Below are 16,015 nucleotides of genomic sequence, written 5' to 3'. Positions count from 1 at the left end.
CCATGAGTAGTCCAGCGCAGCCCTACCCTGTCCGCCCGTCCCTCGATGCGGAGGACGCCAAGATCGCCCTCCGTGGGGCGATACGTGCGGCACGCGAGACCCGCAGCGAACGACGGCGCGACGAGGCGGCGAAGGCGCTGGCCGAGATCCTCCTGACCATCCCCGAGGTCCGCGACGCCCAGCGGGTGGGCCTCTACGCCGCTCGACCCCACGAGCCCGGCACCTCGGCGCTCATGTCCATGCTCGACGCGCTCGGCAAGCAGATCCTGCTCCCCGTGCTCGGAGCCGGGCTGCAGCGTGACTGGGCCCTGTACGCAGGGGAGGACGACCTCCTCCAGCGCGCCCCCGGGCGCCCGCCCGAGCCGTCGACCGAAGCACTCGGTCCGGAGGCGCTCGAGACGGCCGACGTCGTCATCGCCCCGGCCCTCGCGGTCGACACCCACGGCAACCGGCTCGGACAGGGCGGCGGCTGGTACGACCGCGCCCTCGCGCACGTGCGCCCGGGCGTCAAGGTGATCGCCGTCGTCTTCCCCGAAGAGATCTACGACGCCGCAGAGCGTCCGCTGCCCCGCGAGGACCACGACCGCCGGGTCGACGGCGTGGCCACCCCGCTGGAATGGCACTGGATCACCGGCTGACCCAGCCGGGCGGGTCAGCCCGGCCGGCCCGTTCCGGCTGTCCGTCCTGGCTGTCCGTTCCGGCTGTCCGTTCCGGCTGTCCGTTCCGGCTGTCCGTTCCGGCTGTCCGTTCCGGCTGTCCGTTCCGGCTGTCCGTTCCGGCTGTCAGTTCCGGCTGTCCGTCAGGGCGTGAGGGTGAGCGTGTCCTTCCCTGCGGCGGTGACGGCCTTCTCGGTGAACTGCCAGGAGTACGTCTCCCCGGCGGCCCACCGGTCGAGCTGGTCGGCGTAGTGCGAGCTGGCAGGGTGCCCTGACGTCCCGGTCACCACGACCCAGGTCGATCGGTCCAGGTCGGCGAGGTCGACCACCATCCGCATCGACGGCCCCGACGTCACGTCGTAGGAGCCGGAGGACGCGTCCCAGCCGGTCGCGTTGATGATCGAGGACCCTCCGCCCATCTCGACGGGACTGGGGTTGACGAAGCCGCGGACCACCCCGGGGATGCTCGACCCGCCGAGAACCGGGTGCTGCAGCGCGAGGCGGTGCAGCTTGCCCCACTCCCACTCGTCGGCCTTCCGGCCGAGCTTCTTGGTGAGCTGCTCGCGCGCCTTGACGAGCGCCTGCGTGAAGATCTCGTCCCGGGTCTCCACGACGTTGACCGTCCTGCGGTCGTCCCACCACAGGCTCGTCGGATCATCCAGGTGCGTGCGGACGACCTCGAGCCACCGGCTCCCCCCGTCCGGGGCGGACGCGTCGGAGAGCTCGTCGTCGAAGGTCAGTGACAACAGCTCGACCCAGACCGCGGCGAAGTACGCGGCCGGCGCCGAGTCGGCGTCCTGGCTGTAGTCCCAGCCGACAAGCAGGTCCTGGCCCGCCCGGTCGAAGGTGTTGGTGATCGTCTGTTCCAGGAGCGTGGGGACAAGCACCTCGGCATAGGGGTTGAAGGTGTCGTTCTGGATTCGCGCCATCGCGGCAACGCTGATCGGGCGGCCCGCCTCGATCTCGGTCTCGAGCAGGTCCCGGATGCGTTCGGAGCGGTAGCCATAGTCCCAGTCCAGGGCGAGGAAGGGACCGGCTCCGGCCGGTCCGACGGCCTGGTTGGCCGCGACGATGAACCCCTCGACCGGGTCGAGCACCGACGGCATGGCGGCAGGGTCGACCCAACCCTGCCAGTCGTACCGGGAGTCCCAACCGGGCCGGGGCCAGGTGCCGTCGGAGGGGACCGCACCGGAGACCTCGTCGCGCACCGGGATCCGCCCCGGGGCCTGGTAGCCGATGTGTCCGTCGACGGTCGCGAAGATGATGTTCTGGGAGGGCACCTCGAAGTACTCGGCGGCGGCCTTGATGTCCTGGGCCGATGCGGACGTGTCCATCGCGAAGATGGCCTGGGCGGTCAGCCCAGGGGTCAGTGCCGTCCATCCGAGAGAGACCTCGTAGCTCGAGCGCCGGACCGGCTCGCCGTCGACGCCGGTGACCGGGGTCGAGCCGGTCTCGTCGAGGTCGAGCACGCCGGAGACGATCGGGCCGTGCCCGGTGGACCGGATGACAAGCTCGATGTCCTCGCCGCCGTTGACCTTGATCGTCTCGGTGCGGGTGGTCAGGTCGACCCAGGCACCGTCCACCTCGTAGGTGGCGCCACTGGTCCGCTCAAGGAAGAAGTCGGTCACGTCCGCGCCCAGGTTGGTGATCCCCCAGGCCAGCGACGCGTTGTGGCCGATGATCACGCCGGGGAATCCGGCGAAGGAGAAGCCGGACACGTCGAAAGGGCAGGCCGCGCTCGTCGTCAAGCAGTGCAAGCCGACCTGGGACCAGATGCTCGGCACGCCCAGGCTCAGGTGCGGGTCGTTGGCCAGCAGGGGGCTGCCCGTGTCGGTCAGGGCTCCGGACACGACCCAGGAGTTGGAGCCGATCCCCTCGCCGTCGCCGACCAGCACGGGGACCGCGTCGATCGCGCGGGCGGCAGAATCGACGGCGAGCGCCAGCCCAGCGTCCTCGGGGTCGTAGAGGCTGGCGGTCGAGGACGCGCCCGCCCCGTCGGCCGTCTCTCCCAGCGCCGGCGCGGGGTTGGCCGCGAGGTTTGCGCTCGCCTGGTCGGCGTCGAGGATCGGGGGGTTGAGCTCCTCGGGGTAGACCGGGAAGAGCTCGTTGACCCGGGCCACGTCGCCGATGCTGGCGAAGGCCTGGGCCCGTCCGAGCTCGTCGTCGTAGTTCCCCCGCAGGTCCCAGGCCATCGCCTTGAGCCAGGCGAGGGAGTCGATCGGGTCCCACTTCTCCGGGGCGTCGACATCGACCTGGAGGCCGAGCACCGTGTACTCGAAGGCGATGTCCCCCGGTGCGCGGCCGTCGAGGTAGGCATTCACACCGTCGGCGTAGGCCGTCAGGTAGGACTTCGTCGGCGCGTCGAGGATCTCCCACTCCGCCTCGGCGACGTGGCGCCACCCGAAGGTCCGGATGACCTTGTCCGCCTCGATCGCGTCCGGGTTGTCTCCGACGAGCTCGGCGAGGCGTCCGGACGTCACGTGGCGGCGGTAGTCCATCTCGAAGAAACGGTCCTGCGCCTGGACGTACCCCTGGGCCTGGAAGAGGTCCTCGGGGGTCGAGGCGTAGATGTCGGGGACGCCTTGCGCGTCACGGACCACGCGCACGGTCCCGCTCAGGCCCGGGATGGTCTCCTCCCCGCCTGCTGACGGCAGCGGACGGCGGGTGACGACCACCACGGCGACGACGGTCGCGACGAGGGCGAGCACGACCAGGACGGCCACCGTGACGAGGGAACGACGAAGGATCACATTGCGATGAGGCACGGTGCGAGACTACTTGCTCCCACTGACACGGCGCGCTTCCACCGCGTCCACGGTCCGGCGTATGATTAGCACTCAGTTGCTTCGAGTGCCAACCCTCGACCGCGCGCGATGTCACCTCGCCGCCGGTCGGGTCGGCACCACCCACTACAGGATCACAGGAGACTTCGTGCCCCTCTACGCGTACACCTGCACCGCGTGCGGCCACAACTTCGACATCCACCAGTCCTTCGCCGACGACTCGCTCACAGTGTGCCCCGAGTGCGATGGCCTGCTGCGCAAGGTCTTCTCCCCCGTCGGAGTCGTCTTCAAAGGGTCGGGCTTCTACCGCACCGACAACAAGGCCGCGTCGAAGTCGAAGGTGCCCGCCTCCACCAAGGCGTCGGAGTCCTCGAGCTCGGCCAAGGAGTCCACGGCCGCACCCGCATCAAGCGGCTCGACGCCCAGCTCCGCACCCGCCTCCGCTTCGTCGTCGTCCTCGTCGTCGTCTTCCGCTTCATCGTCGAGCGCCGCACCGGCGGCCGCGAAGTAGCCGCCAGCAGGATCGGACGGCCCAAGAGGTCGCCCACAGCGGAAGCATCGGGGCGCTTCTCAGCGTTCTGAGCGCCCCGTCCAGCCGGTCCACCACGCCCGCGCTTAGCGTGCAGGCATGACCGATCGCCCGGCTCACCCCGCCCGCCCCTCGCCCCGCGCCGCGTCGCTGCACGGCCCCTCCGTGCGTGCCCGACGCCGCCTGCGCGGCCTGGTCTGGAAGGCCCGGTTCCTGCTCTCGGCCGGCGCGCTCGGCCTCGCGGCCGCGATCACCGTGGGCCGTCTGCAGCCGCCTCCCCCGGTGCTCGAGACGATCGTGGTCGCGGACCGAGCGGTCCTCGCCGGGGAGTCGTTGACCGCGGACGACGTCCGCACGACCCAGGTCCCCCCGCGGTCCCGACCCGCCGACGCGCTGCGCGACCCGGCCGAGGCTGTCGGGCGAATCCTGGCGATACCGGTGTCCGAGGGAACCGTGCTCAGCGCGCCGGTCCTGGTCGCGCCGCGCGGCGGTCCGCAGGGGCCGCCCGGGACGGTGGTGGCAGCCGTCCGCCTCGGGGAGCCCGCCCTTGCCCGCATCGTCGGGCCGGGGATGCACGTCGATCTTCTCGCCCCCTCCCAGAACGACGATCCAACGTCCGACGACGCGGCTGCGGCCACGTATCTGGCACGCCGCGCGCTGGTCCTGCCTGGGCCGCTCGCGGCGGCCTCCGACGCCGGGAACGGCCTGTCCCAGGGGACCAGTTCCGGGGACGAGGCCGCCGACCTCATCCTCGTCGCGGTGACGCCGGAGGAAGCCACATTCTTGGCGAACGTCGCTGGTCGGGGTGCGATCACGGCGGTCGTCGTGCAATGATCGACCGGGCGGAGCGTCCGATCTTCACCGCTCCGCCATGGCAGGGTTCATCCGCGAGTCCGTGACCCGGACCCGGACCCGGACCCGGACCCGGACCCGGACCCGGACCCGGACCCGGACCAGAGTCGACCAGCCCCTATGCACGGTGTCTTGTCAGTGCTTCTGCCGAGCCAGACAGCCCATCGCGAAATCAGAGAGGGAACCCTATGAAGAACGTGCTCGACGGTTTCAAAGAATTCATCATGCGTGGCAACGTCGTCGACCTCGCAGTCGGCATCATCATCGGCGGTGCCTTTGCCAAGGTCGTCACTGCCCTCACCGAGGGCATCCTCACGCCGATCATCGCCATGATCTTCGGCGAGCCGAATCTCGACGCGGTCGGGCGCTTCACTCTCAACGGGGCGCACTTCCTCCCCGGGATGCTACTCACCGCGCTGATCAATTTCCTGATCATTGCCGCAGCCTTGTACTTCTTTGTCGTGGTGCCGATCAACCACCTGCAGAAGCTGCGCAAGCGTGGGCTGATCGAGGAGCCCGAGGGCCCCTCCGAGGACGTCCTGCTGCTTCAGCAGATCCGCGACCTGCTCGTGGCCCAGAACGGCGGCCAGGGCACATCCGGTCACGGTCCGGCCGGGCCTGTCCCACCCGCGCCTCCCGTCGGCTACTGACGGCAGCCGGCACCAGCTGACGGCAAGCCGCAGACGCGAGCTGCCCGTCAGAACTGAACGCATGACACGAGCGGCTGACCCCAGGGTCAGCCGCTCGTGTCATGCGCGCTCCGGCTTGATCGCGCGCAGCACGGCACCGATCCCCCGGGACCACGCTCACCAGTGCGGCGGGACGTCTCTCTTCAGCTGCTCGTCGTTGCTGTCGCCTCCGGCGACCGGCGGCTCGGACCACCCGGTGGGCGCCTCGTCCGTGCTCAGCCCAGAGACGGTCTCGGTCTCCACCCCGGCGCGCACGACCCGCCGGTGACGGCGCTGACGGGCTGGCTGCGCCGGAGCGACGGCCGGGGTGCCTGTCCCGGACGGGTCCGGCGCCGAACGATCTGTGACTGATCCATCTGATCCTGCAGTCATGCACTCATCATCCACCGAGGATGCGGCGCACCGCGCCGGCGACCGCGGTGTCCACCCGGGTGCTGCGGCGGGTGATCCCGAGCTCGGCACGCAGCGCACCGGCCAGCTGCTCGGAGTCACGGTCGATCTGGTCGCTCGCGATCCACGCAACGAGCTCGTCAAGCTCGTTGTCCCCGTACGCCGAGATCGGCAGCCCCGGTTCGACGTCGGGCCGGGAGGTCCGCATGGCCGCCGGGCCACCCGCGCGCACGCCGGCAGCGGGTTCTGCGGCGCCACTACTCTCGGCTGCCTCGCCGCCGGCATCGACGACCTTCCCGTCTGGTCCCACGAGCGCGACCGCTCCGGTCACCGCGACCGGGGCGGACGGGTCGACGAGGTCCTCGTCACCGGTCCCCTGAGCCTCCTCGAGCACGACCAGCGCCGCGTCGTCGAGGACGACCATCGGCAGTGTGCCGGTGACCGGCTGGCGGGCGGCGCGGCGTCGGGCCTCGATCTCGAAGACGGCCTCGCGGATGCGGTTCGCCTGGCCCTCGGGATCGAGGAACAAGGACACCGACCATACTTGGATGACCTGCCAGCCGAGCCGTTCGAGCCGTTCTGCGCGCTGACGGTCACGGACCCGGATGCTCGGCTCGTCGGTGTAGTTCGCGTCGTCGGTCAGGACCGCGACGAGCAGCTCACCGGGCAGGTCGGGGTGGCCCACCACAAGCGGGATCTGCTCGCCACCCACGGCGCCGTGCTGGGTCTCGACCGTGAGCCCGGTGCGCCACAGGCGCTCGGCGAGGTCGATGACCAGACGGTCGGGGTGCGGCTGGTCGGCACTGGGCGACGCGTCGTCGTGCTGGGTCGCGTGCTGCGGGTCGGTGCGGTGCTCGGCGAAGTCGAGCAGCGCGCCCAGGAGCTGGGCGCCGGTGCCCCGCAGGCGCTCGGGGTCGAGGTCCTCTGCGCCGAAGCAGCTGACCACGGAGAGCCGGCGGCGGGTCGCCCCGACCGCGTTGAGCAGCAGCGCCTGGCCGGTCGGCCCGGAGATGTCGCCGAAGCGGTGCAGCACGCGCCCGTGCGGGGTACGCCCGAACCCGACCGAGAAGATGATCGCCTCACGGGTGAGGCCAGCGACGCTCTTGAGGTCGGAGATAACGACCGGCTCCCGTCGGCGCGGGTCGAAGAACGGGCCCAGCGCGGCGTTCTGGCGCACCTGGGACAGGATCGCCTCGCGCACCCGGTCGGCGTGCACCCGGGAGCCGGTGATGATCGCGAGGGACTCGTCCGGCCGGTCGAGCGCGTGGTTGATCGCGAGCTCGACGACCCGGTCCACCTCGACCTGGGTGGACTCGACCGCGCCGGAGGCCGCGTCGGGCATCCCGGCGCCGTCGACCGCGTCGAAGGTGACCAGCCGCTCTGCGGACGGCAGCGGCATCGGTCGCAGGACCCCCTGGTAGCCGTTGTTGACGAGGAAGGCAGTGAGCAGCGGGTCGCGCCGGGAGGCGTCGCCGGCGAGCGCGACCGTGGGCAGCAGGGCGGCCAGGGCGGGCACCGCTTCGCCCGGGGCGCAGCGTGCGTCACCGACGACGACGACCTGACGTCCGCGTGCGATCGCCGACAGGACCGACTCGACGGGGAGGTGCTGGGCGGCATCGAGGATGACGAGGTCGACCGTGCGGTGCGCGGGCAGCAGGTGCGGCACGAGCGTCGGGGTCGCGATGAGGCACGGGCGCAGCTTGCGCAGCACGTCACCAAAGTCGTCGTTCGCCACGCGCACGCTCGTCAGGGACTCCTCGACGAGCTGGGCGAACAGGCCCTCGGCCTGGTCGCGGTTGTCGCGCAGTGCGCCGTGGATCTGCTGGACCGCGGCGGCCCGGATCGGGGTCCCCAGGGACTCCACGTGGGCCCGGTCCAGGCGGCGGAAACGGTCGGCGAGGGCCTCGATGCCCTGTCCGTCGACCTCGGCGAGGTGCGGGTCGGCCGCGAGGATCTGCTCGAACACCGAGCTCCACCAGGCGAGGTCGAGCTCCGCCTCGACCAGGCCCACCTCGACCCGGCGCGCGGAGAGGTCCTCGAGCAACGGCCCCAGCCCGACGAAGGCAAGCTCGCGCACCACCCGGGTGCGTTCGGGGAGGGAGTGCAGCGCCGACCGATCATCGAGCAGCTTCTGCAGCCGATCGGTCACGTCGCCCAGCGAGAGGTCCGCGAGCCCCGCGCCCCCCGGGGTCGTGGCCAGCACGGCGTCGAGCGCCACGAAGTCGGTCATGACCGAGGCGTAGGTCTCCTCGATCCCGGCGAGGCCCTCAGGCAGGCGAGGCCAGCCGCCGCTCGGGCAGTGGGCCGCCCAGGTCTCGCGCTGCGCCTGCACCTCGAGCAGACCCGCGTGCAGGTCGGCGATCCGGGTACCCGGGCGGATCATGTCCTTGGCCCGCTTGACGAGGCGGCGCCGGTGCAGGCCGCTCATCTCGATCGAGTTCTCCGAGCGCCACTGGCGCGAGGCGGTCGCCGCGACGAGGTCGTCCGCAGTCCGCTCGAAGACCATCGGCTGGAAGACGTCCAGGGTGGTGCGCATGCCCGCGAGCATCGCCAGCTGCTCACCCCACTGGCTCACGGTGCGTGGCGGGAGCACTCCGGTGTCCTCGGCGACGGCCGTGATCTGCGTCCGCAGGTCGGTCAGCGTCCGGTCGAGCAGCCGGGTGATCCGGTCCACGGCGTCGGCGGCGCCGTCCTCGGTCTCCAGGTCCGCCCCGAACCACGGGGTGGAGGCCGGCCGGAGGGTGAAGGCATCGAGGTTGGCCGCGCGGACGAGGTCGGCGCCGACGGCAGGACGGGTCGCGGCGATCCGGGCCAGGGGCCCGGCCGCGAGCCGGACCTGGGTGGCCGGTGACGGGCGCTCGGACGTCAGTCGGGCGAGCGCCTGCAGCGCGTCGTAGGCGGAGATGCCCCACGGCGCATGGGCCTGGTGCAGCCCGTCGATCGTCCGGCTGAGCCGGGTGCGGGTCTCCACGAGCTGCAGGCGCAGGTCGGCCAGCGCGGCGGCGTCGATGTGCGGGGCCTCGAGGGTCATCGCGCCGAGCAGGCGCCGGGAGACGCTGGCGCGCCAGCTGGGGTGCGGGGTGACGTCGAGGACGAGGTCGTCGAGCCCAAGCTCGGCCAGGCGCAGGCTCAGCGCGTCTGCGGCGCGACGGTGCCCGGGGACGTACAGCACGCTGCGCCCGATCGCGGCGGCCTCGGCGACGACCGCGGCGATCGCTCCGGTCGAGTCCGCACCGACGGGGGCGTCGATGAAGAGGTGGCTGCCGGTGGCCAGGGCGTCGAGCACGCTGCGCCCGGACGGGTCGAGGTCGCCGACGCCGCGTTCCATGTTCGGCTCGGCGTCGCCGGTGTGCGGCGCGGGGAGCGGGTGGGCGAGCGACTTGATCGCGGCGGGGTCGCCGGCGAGGGCGGCGATGATCTCGTGGCGCTCGAGGCCGACCATGAGGTCGTCCAGGTCGTCGACGAGCATCTGTCCCGGGTGCACGAACGTCCCCACGAGCAGCTTGTCGACCATCGTGAAGTCGCTCAGCACGGCGCTGCCGAGGGAGTTGATGCGGTCCAGGGCGGTGGACGGGTCGAAGCCGGAGCCGGTGAACGCGCCGCGGGCCAGCGCGGCCGGGTCGAGCAGCGCACCGCGCGAGCGCAGCGCCCGGGCCAGGACGGGATTGATCTCGGCGGTCGGCTCGAGGGTGAGCTCGTAGTCGGACTCCCCGCCCCCACGCGCCTGGATGTTGATCGGGCGCAGCAGGACGGGTGCGCGGACCGTGCGCACGCTCTCCCGGACCGGGGCTGCGTCGTCGTACACGCCCTGGCCTGCGGGCTGGCTGCCGGTCGCCCGGGCCAGCGCCGCCATGTCGTCGGCCGCCTGGTCGACGACGTGCTCGGTCCAGGTCGCGACGCCGATCGCGAGGTAGGTCGGCGCGACGCCGTAGCGCTCGCCCTGCTCCTGGGAGCGCTGGGCCACTGCCCGTGCCCGACGCCGCGCCACCGGCAGCGAGCTGCCCTCGCGGAAGACGTTCGCCAGCCGGGTGCTCCGGCCGGCGAAGAGCTGGGCGATGCCGGAGGGGTGCGCTGCGGTCAGGTCGAGCACGGCGTCGCCGAGCAGGCCGACGTCAGCGAGCGTCGAGCCGCCGGCAAGGGCGACGAGCGTGGCGCGCCACCGGTCCACGGCGGCTCCCACGATCTCCCCGGTCGTCGCCTGCTTGACGATCGTGGGGACAGCCTGGCTGGCCTGGTCCGCGCCGACGCCGGGCGTGGTACCTGCCGCAGACGGGTCGGTCGCGGTGCTGTGAGTCATGTCGGGGTTCTCTCCGTGGACGAGTCTGGCGTGGAGGAGCGCACCCGCGTCCGGTCCAAGGAGGCGCCCCGGTGCCCCGGCGCGTGCTCGCGATCGGGAAGTGTCACCCTGGCACGCTAACCGGCCCGGAGGCGAAACGACCCCTGACGCGCCGAGGGCCCGCGATCTGAGGCGGGACGCGCGGTGTACGGGATGTGGTGAAGGAAGCCTGTCCGGAAGCCGCTGGCTGAGCGACGGGGGCCGTCCCGCGCCCGGCTCGCGCCGCGCCCGAGCGCACGAGCCCGGACATGAAGACAGTGCGTGCCGCGCAGGGGGCAGGCGGCACGCACTGTCGAAGAAGAGTGTGCACGCACAAATCGGCGGAGTCAATGCCCAAGGCGAACGTTCACAACCTGCGCCGCCCCTCTGTGACTCAGATCACAGGGAAAACGTGTATCAGGAACCGCGCCCTGCGCTCCGCGCGCGAGGTTTCTGCGGCCAGATGCCGCGCATCTGGCTGGGTCGGGTAATCTGGTCACGCTCACGCGCCCGTAGCTCAGGGGATAGAGCACCGCTCTCCTAAAGCGGGTGTCGGCAGTTCGAATCTGCCCGGGCGCACCATAGATCGGCTCGCGGCCGTGCCGTCTCAGCATCAAGCGGCATCGGTCTGGTCAGGGCAGGGCGCGCATCCACGTCAGCAGGTCAGGTATCGCGGCGGTCGCGACCGTGGCATGGGTCTTGTCGGGATAGACATGCGATTCGATGCGTGTGCCGGCCTGCTGCTGGGAGGCGACATAGGCGGCGGTGATCTCGGGTCGCACGAGAGTGTCTTTCGCGCCTTGCGCGACGAACAGCGGCATCAGGAGCGGTGCGAGGGTAGGTGAGTTCTCCGCGAGCAGTTCGCTCCAGCCTGGCGCGGTCGCGGGGTCGGTCGAGATGAATCCTCCGATGAGGGGTTTCGCGATCGCGTGGAGCGCGTCGTTCTGCCCGAGCAGGCACAGTCGCGCCATCGATGGTGCGGCTTCCGCTCCCGCGTCGGTGAGGATCGTCGTGAGCGGGTCCGCCGGGAGTCGGGAAGCGTAGGCGTCAGCGTAGGCGGTGAAGGCGTAGGCGCCGATCGAGACGCCGGCCACGTCGCCGATGTCAGCGTCCAGAAGCGCGCCGAGCTCGGTCGCCGGAGCGGCGACCGCGACGCCTGCGACGCTCAGCTCCGGCGCGTACGACGCGGCCTCCTGAGCTGCGAACAGGGCCGCATGCCCGCCCTGGGAATGACCCCACAGCACAACGCGGTTGCTGGCGTCGACGTCGTCCATGGTGCGGGCCGCGCGGACGATATCGAGGACGTTCGCCGCCTCGGTCGCGCCGATCAGATAGGAGGGTGGACCCGCGACCCCCATCCCGGAGTAGTCGGTTGCCACGACGACGTTCCCGGCTGCGAGCAGATCCGTGAGGCCCTCGATGAAGACGAACGGTGCGATACCGCTCGAGGGCGCGCACCGTGGAGCCGACCCGGTCGTCGGATGCGCCCAGGAGATGACGGTCCGCCCACCTGCCGGCGCCGGAGAGGCGGGCACCACGACGACACCCGAGACGAGGATGTCCGCACCGGACACATCCGTGGAATGGTAGATGAGCCGCCATGCTCGTGCTCCGTCGGGCGTCCCCGTGATCGGCTCCAGCCGCACGATCGTGCCCGGCGCTGCGGGCGTGGGGGTCGGCGCGTCGTAGAACGGTGCGACGGACGATTCCGCGACGACACCCTCGCCGACCCGGAACACGAAGCCGGCAAGTTTTCTCGCGTCCGGGACGAGCAGGAACACCAAGACGATGACGGCCAGAACGAGCGACGCCGACCAACGGAGGACCCGGCGACGGCGCGCCCTGCGGGTGACGTGATCGTCTGCCTCGACCTCGTGCGTTCGTTCGGGATTCCTCATGCGCCCAGTGGGGTCGAGTGTCCGAGCTCGATCCAGCTCGCCCCGCCGTAGTGCAGCGTGTTGCGGCTGAGGTAGGGCGGGACAGGTAGGTCGAATTGTGCGTACCCGTCGGCGGGGCTCATCCGCAGCAGGTCGGTGCGGCTGGCGATGTCGAGCCGGAGCGCGTCGCCGGGCTGTAGCAGCGTCGGCGCCGGAGTGAGGCTGAACCGCAGGGTCACGCACTCCCCCGGGATCAGCGGTGTCCGTCGGCCGGAGTCGATCGCGATCTCGATCGCCGTACTGCGCTGGTCGTCGACGGTGCGTGCCGCGGGGCGGATGGCACCCATCGACAGGTGATGGCGTCGTCCCTCGGCGTCGATGCGGGAGAGCCGTGCAAGCACGTAGGAGTCGATCTCGTTGCAGCTGAAGGACAGGTTCGCCGTGACGGCGCCCGCGAGCCGCGTCTGAGATGTGACGGGCCATTCGAAGGTGAGCTGCTGATTGGCGACCTCGTCGAGCCCACCGAGGACGGGAAGCCCGATCGGGACGGCAGCCCACGAGTTCGAACCGGACGCCGTCGGGTCGGCCGAGAGCTGGTGGCGCTGGGCGTCCGCGCCGCCGGACCCCAAGTGCAGGCGCAGCGACGCAGCGTCTGCAGCCGGGAAGGCCGTGGCCGATTCGAACTGGTCTGGCCCGTCGAGCCAGTACCGCACGTGCGGCTGCTCGGCGTACCCGTTGTCCGTGCCTCGCAACACATGGTCGAAGAACGCGAGCGCCTCACCCTGCCAGGAGTAGACGGGGAGATCGTAGGCGGGCGGTGCGAGGATCAACCACTTCGAATCCTCCGCGGTGCCGGCGTTCTCGACGAGGTCGTAGCTGCCGAACTGGTGCAGGTTGAAGTAGCCGAGGTTCTGCACCACGACGAACGGAACGTCGATGTCGCCGAGCGTGCCCTCGGCGCCGACCGGCACCAGGTTCGCCTCACGCGACTTCGCATCGAAGAGCCAGCTCGCGTACACCTCGCGCACCGCCTCCACGGGTGTTGCGGCCATGAACGCTGCGAACATGCGGTCGACGTTGTGATGAACCACCTTCTCGACCAGGCCGTGCAGCGGGCCGTTGGTCGCTTGGCTGATCGCGGCGCGCCGATCGGGTGAGATCCGCTCGTCGTATTCCTTCTGCGTGAAGTTCGCGCCCATCCACACGTCGAGAAAGTGCAGTGCGGGCACACCGCCAAAGTAGACGAGCTGCCGGTACAGGTCGGTGCAGATCTCGTTGGCGAAGAACGCTCTCAGCGCCGGAGGGCGCCGCGCAGCGACCATCGGCTGGGTCATGCCGTAGTAGGAGGTGCCGAACAGGACCACCTCGCCCGTGCACCATGGCTGCTCAGCCGCCCACGCGATCGCCGCTTCGTGGTCATCGATGTCCTGCGGATCGAAGAACACCACCTGCTCGCCCGTGGATCGGCCCATGCCGCGTCGCTCGACGATCACCGGCGCATATCCGCGGTCGGTGAACACCGGCGGGGATCCGATCTCGTTCGAACCGGCCGGGATGCCCGCCGTCAGGCGTTCCGTGCTGTACGCAGCGAAGGAGAGCACTGCCGGATAGCGGCCCTCGCTCTGCGGCAGGTACACGTCGGCGTGCAGCACCGCCCCGTCCGACACGGAGATGGCCTGGTCGGGCAGCATCCGTTGACCCATCCCCTCGAACGCCGCAGCGCGCGGGGTCCAGCCGGCGTACTGCCGCCCGGCCATCGACGAGTGCAGCGGGAGATGCGCATGTTCGGGCACAGGGAATACTCCTCATCGGTGGAAACTGGGGTCGCGGTGGCACTGCCGCCGATCCATCCGCTCTCCCGCCGTTTGATTGGTATATGTACCACGATGAGGTTAGGCACTACCGTCGCGGATCGCATCCCGGCGCCGCGCGCGAGCGACACCGCTACCGCGCCGAGGCCCACGACAGCCACGCCTCCAGGATCTTCAGACACGCGACACTGCGCCGCCAACGAGTAGGAAGAGGGACCCCGCAGGCTGCGGGGTCCCTCTTGTCATGCGTCGTCAGCGGGTGACGGTTGTCCTCAGCTGGTCTGCTCGATGCTCGACTCCCGGGCCAGCACCTCGTTGCGTCGTCGGCTCATGCTCGTCCAGACGACGATCCCCGCGCCGAGCAGGAGCACCCCGGCTGCGGTGTACAGCAGCGGTGCTCCGTCAGAGCCGGTAGCGGCGAGAGCGTCACCCGACTTGACGGTCGTTGCGGCCTCGTGGGCGGCGGCCACTCCGACGACCGTGGAGGACGTCGTGGTGATGACCGTGTTCTCGACCACCACCGTGTTGACCGGGTCAGTCGCAGTGTCCGTCGGCTCGTCGGTCGCGGGATCCGTCGGCTCGTCAGTCGCGGGATCCGTCGGCTCGTCAGTCGCGGGATCCGTCGGCTCGTCAGTCGCGGGATCCGTCGGCTCGGTGACGGAGACGAAGGTTGCACTGGCGTCGGAGTTGATGGCCTGCTGGCTGTCCTCGTTGAAGGTCGCGTAGACCTGGCACGGATCGAGGTCTGGGTTGATCGACTGGTTCCAGCCGATGTGCGTGACCGAGGCAGGTACGGTGCTGACCGACACGTCAGCGTCCCCAGGCGCGGTCACCGTGGCGCACAGTTCCACTCGGGTGTCCGCGGGCTCTCCAGGCGCGGGCGCGGTGACTGTGAGCTTCGAACCCGTGATGGTGGCCTTGTCTGCGCTGGCGGGGCAGACGACGAACGTGTCCGTGGAGGCGGACGTGATCGTGATCGGGCGCTCGTAGACGTTGGTCGTCAGGCTGACCTTCGCCGTCTCCCCAACCTTGTAGGTCTGGCCGGAGACGTCGAACGCGAGAGTCACGGTCGGTTCCGCAGGGATGAGGGCGAGGAGTCGGGCCCGCTCATCTGCTGGGAGATTCGTCTCGCAGGTAGCGATGAGGTCAGTGTTGGTGAACACCCCCGCGTCGCTCACACACCACACGAGCGCCTGGAGCGCGACGCGATCTGAAGTCGTCTTGTCCGAGGTTGCGAAGGTCACCGGCACATCGCCGGGCTCGTTCGTGAAGTTGTAGTATCCGATTCCCGTGTACTCGTGCCCATGCTCAATGAGGTAGGCGATCAGTCGCTCGTCGTCGGGACGTTCGGACAGTTTCGGGTTCCCTCCCGGCAGGTTTGTCATCGAGTTGAGGGGCTCGCCGTCCTCGTTTAGGAGCGTTCCGTCAAGCGCCGCGCCGCCACAGACCAGCGACGTGATGTCGGTGCAGTACATCCACTCCGAGACCGCCTTCTGAAGATTCCCATTAGAGGTCTCGACATAGCGCGTGCCGCACAGCGGCGGGTAGGCAGTGCTCTGGTGGAGGTCTCCGGTCACTCCCTCGTCCCCACCGTAGGAATCGTAGAGTGGCACGACCGCCCCCGAGTTGTACGCCACCAAACGCTCCCCCGTGACCGCAGTCAGATCGCCATCTGCCATGTACGTACCAGAGCTGGTCGGATCGAAATAGGTCTCTCCGGGGCACAAGGGCGCCGTGAACTCAGTGAACAGCGCCGACGGAACCGCAGCGGCCACGACCGGCGCAGCGTTTGCCACGCTCAGCCCGACAACCGCGGGGGCCGCGACCAGCGCGAGTGCGGCGACGGAGGCCGCCAGGCGCCGCAGCACCGGACGCTGTCGCCGATCAGCGCGTCGCGCAATGTGTCGTGCAGTCATGACTCTCTCGCATTCTGTGATGGTCTAGCGGGCCCGATCCGCAGCCTGAGCTGCAGATGCTGGAGGGTGGTCCCCGTGAACCTGTTCGTTCTACCTGCCTGTGAAGACACCCGAAACGTGCGCTCATAACGCGGCGCGCGAAACTGGAGCGGGTGAAAGATTTCACTGCCGGGACGCATCGAGGGCGGACACGCCTG

General features: G+C 70.3%; 10 protein-coding genes and 1 tRNA gene. 5 read left to right on the top strand and 6 right to left on the bottom strand.

What is annotated here, in order from left to right; all coding sequences use genetic code 11:
• Positions 1 to 2: 2 nt before the first annotated feature.
• The gene (locus BLQ50_RS10605) at positions 3 to 638 is read left to right on the top strand and encodes a 5-formyltetrahydrofolate cyclo-ligase (protein WP_093183558.1); all 636 of its coding nucleotides are present in this window, start codon (positions 3 to 5) and stop codon (positions 636 to 638) included.
• A gap of 161 nt (positions 639 to 799) precedes the next feature.
• Here the strand turns inward: BLQ50_RS10605 and BLQ50_RS10600 are convergent, their stop codons facing one another.
• Complete coding sequence (locus BLQ50_RS10600; RefSeq protein ID WP_093183556.1) at positions 800 to 3,421, bottom strand: penicillin acylase family protein; 2,622 nt, start codon at positions 3,419 to 3,421, stop codon at positions 800 to 802.
• A gap of 166 nt (positions 3,422 to 3,587) precedes the next feature.
• Here BLQ50_RS10600 and BLQ50_RS10595 point away from each other — a divergent pair, with 166 nt between their 5' ends.
• From BLQ50_RS10595 to mscL, 3 genes are all read left to right on the top strand, one after another.
• Positions 3,588 to 3,950: an FmdB family zinc ribbon protein gene (locus BLQ50_RS10595; RefSeq protein ID WP_093183800.1), complete on the top strand. Its 363-nt coding sequence runs from the start codon at positions 3,588 to 3,590 to the stop codon at positions 3,948 to 3,950.
• Between the two features lie 117 nt (positions 3,951 to 4,067).
• Positions 4,068 to 4,802 (top strand): SAF domain-containing protein, encoded by a 735-nt coding sequence (locus BLQ50_RS10590; protein ID WP_093183554.1) that lies wholly within the window; start codon positions 4,068 to 4,070, stop codon positions 4,800 to 4,802.
• Positions 4,803 to 5,008: 206 nt separating this feature from the next.
• Entirely contained in the window at positions 5,009 to 5,470 is a 462-nt protein-coding gene (gene mscL, locus BLQ50_RS10585; protein ID WP_093183553.1) for a large conductance mechanosensitive channel protein MscL, read from the top strand.
• Between the two features lie 156 nt (positions 5,471 to 5,626).
• Here mscL and BLQ50_RS18340 read toward each other — a convergent pair whose 3' ends face one another.
• Positions 5,627 to 5,881 carry a hypothetical protein gene (locus BLQ50_RS18340; protein WP_139185800.1) on the bottom strand — a complete coding sequence of 85 codons (255 nt, stop codon included), beginning with the start codon at positions 5,879 to 5,881 and terminating at the stop codon, positions 5,627 to 5,629.
• Between the two features lie 7 nt (positions 5,882 to 5,888).
• Positions 5,889 to 10,196, bottom strand: coding sequence for a hypothetical protein (locus tag BLQ50_RS10580; RefSeq protein ID WP_093183551.1), 4,308 nt, complete (start codon positions 10,194 to 10,196; stop codon positions 5,889 to 5,891).
• A 524-nt stretch (positions 10,197 to 10,720) separates the two neighbouring features.
• Between BLQ50_RS10580 and BLQ50_RS10575 the strand changes: the two genes are divergently transcribed.
• Positions 10,721 to 10,796 (top strand) — tRNA-Arg (locus tag BLQ50_RS10575).
• Between the two features lie 50 nt (positions 10,797 to 10,846).
• Here BLQ50_RS10575 and BLQ50_RS10570 read toward each other — a convergent pair.
• The 3 genes from BLQ50_RS10570 to BLQ50_RS10560 form a co-directional block, all read right to left on the bottom strand.
• Positions 10,847 to 12,112, bottom strand: a complete 1,266-nt coding sequence (locus BLQ50_RS10570) for an alpha/beta fold hydrolase (RefSeq protein ID WP_093183550.1) — start codon at positions 12,110 to 12,112, stop codon at positions 10,847 to 10,849.
• Positions 12,109 to 13,884 (bottom strand): CocE/NonD family hydrolase, encoded by a 1,776-nt coding sequence (locus BLQ50_RS10565; protein ID WP_093183548.1) that lies wholly within the window; start codon positions 13,882 to 13,884, stop codon positions 12,109 to 12,111. Before BLQ50_RS10565 ends, BLQ50_RS10570 begins: the two co-directional genes overlap by 4 nt.
• A 290-nt stretch (positions 13,885 to 14,174) precedes the next feature.
• Entirely contained in the window at positions 14,175 to 15,818 is a 1,644-nt protein-coding gene (locus BLQ50_RS10560) for a hypothetical protein (protein ID WP_139185799.1), read from the bottom strand.
• Positions 15,819 to 16,015 lie beyond the last annotated feature (197 nt).

Origin of the sequence: Sanguibacter gelidistatuariae (genome assembly GCF_900096585.1) — a bacterium.
GTDB lineage: Bacteria > Actinomycetota > Actinomycetes > Actinomycetales > Cellulomonadaceae > Sanguibacter > Sanguibacter gelidistatuariae.
Note: the sequence above shows the minus strand (reverse complement) of the source record. Positions and strands in the feature narration are given on the sequence as shown.

Excerpts from the sequence above, each read along its gene's own strand:
- mscL (WP_093183553.1), top strand. The coding sequence starts at position 5,009 with ATGAAGAACGTGCTCGACGGTTTCAAAGAATTCATCATGCGTGGCAAC.
- BLQ50_RS10590 (WP_093183554.1), top strand. The coding sequence starts at position 4,068 with ATGACCGATCGCCCGGCTCACCCCGCCCGCCCCTCGCCCCGCGCCGCG.
- BLQ50_RS10570 (WP_093183550.1), bottom strand. The coding sequence starts at position 12,112 with ATGAGGAATCCCGAACGAACGCACGAGGTCGAGGCAGACGATCACGTC.
- BLQ50_RS10580 (WP_093183551.1), bottom strand. The coding sequence starts at position 10,196 with ATGACTCACAGCACCGCGACCGACCCGTCTGCGGCAGGTACCACGCCC.
- BLQ50_RS10605 (WP_093183558.1), top strand. The coding sequence starts at position 3 with ATGAGTAGTCCAGCGCAGCCCTACCCTGTCCGCCCGTCCCTCGATGCG.
- BLQ50_RS10560 (WP_139185799.1), bottom strand. The coding sequence starts at position 15,818 with ATGACTGCACGACACATTGCGCGACGCGCTGATCGGCGACAGCGTCCG.
- BLQ50_RS18340 (WP_139185800.1), bottom strand. The coding sequence starts at position 5,881 with ATGACTGCAGGATCAGATGGATCAGTCACAGATCGTTCGGCGCCGGAC.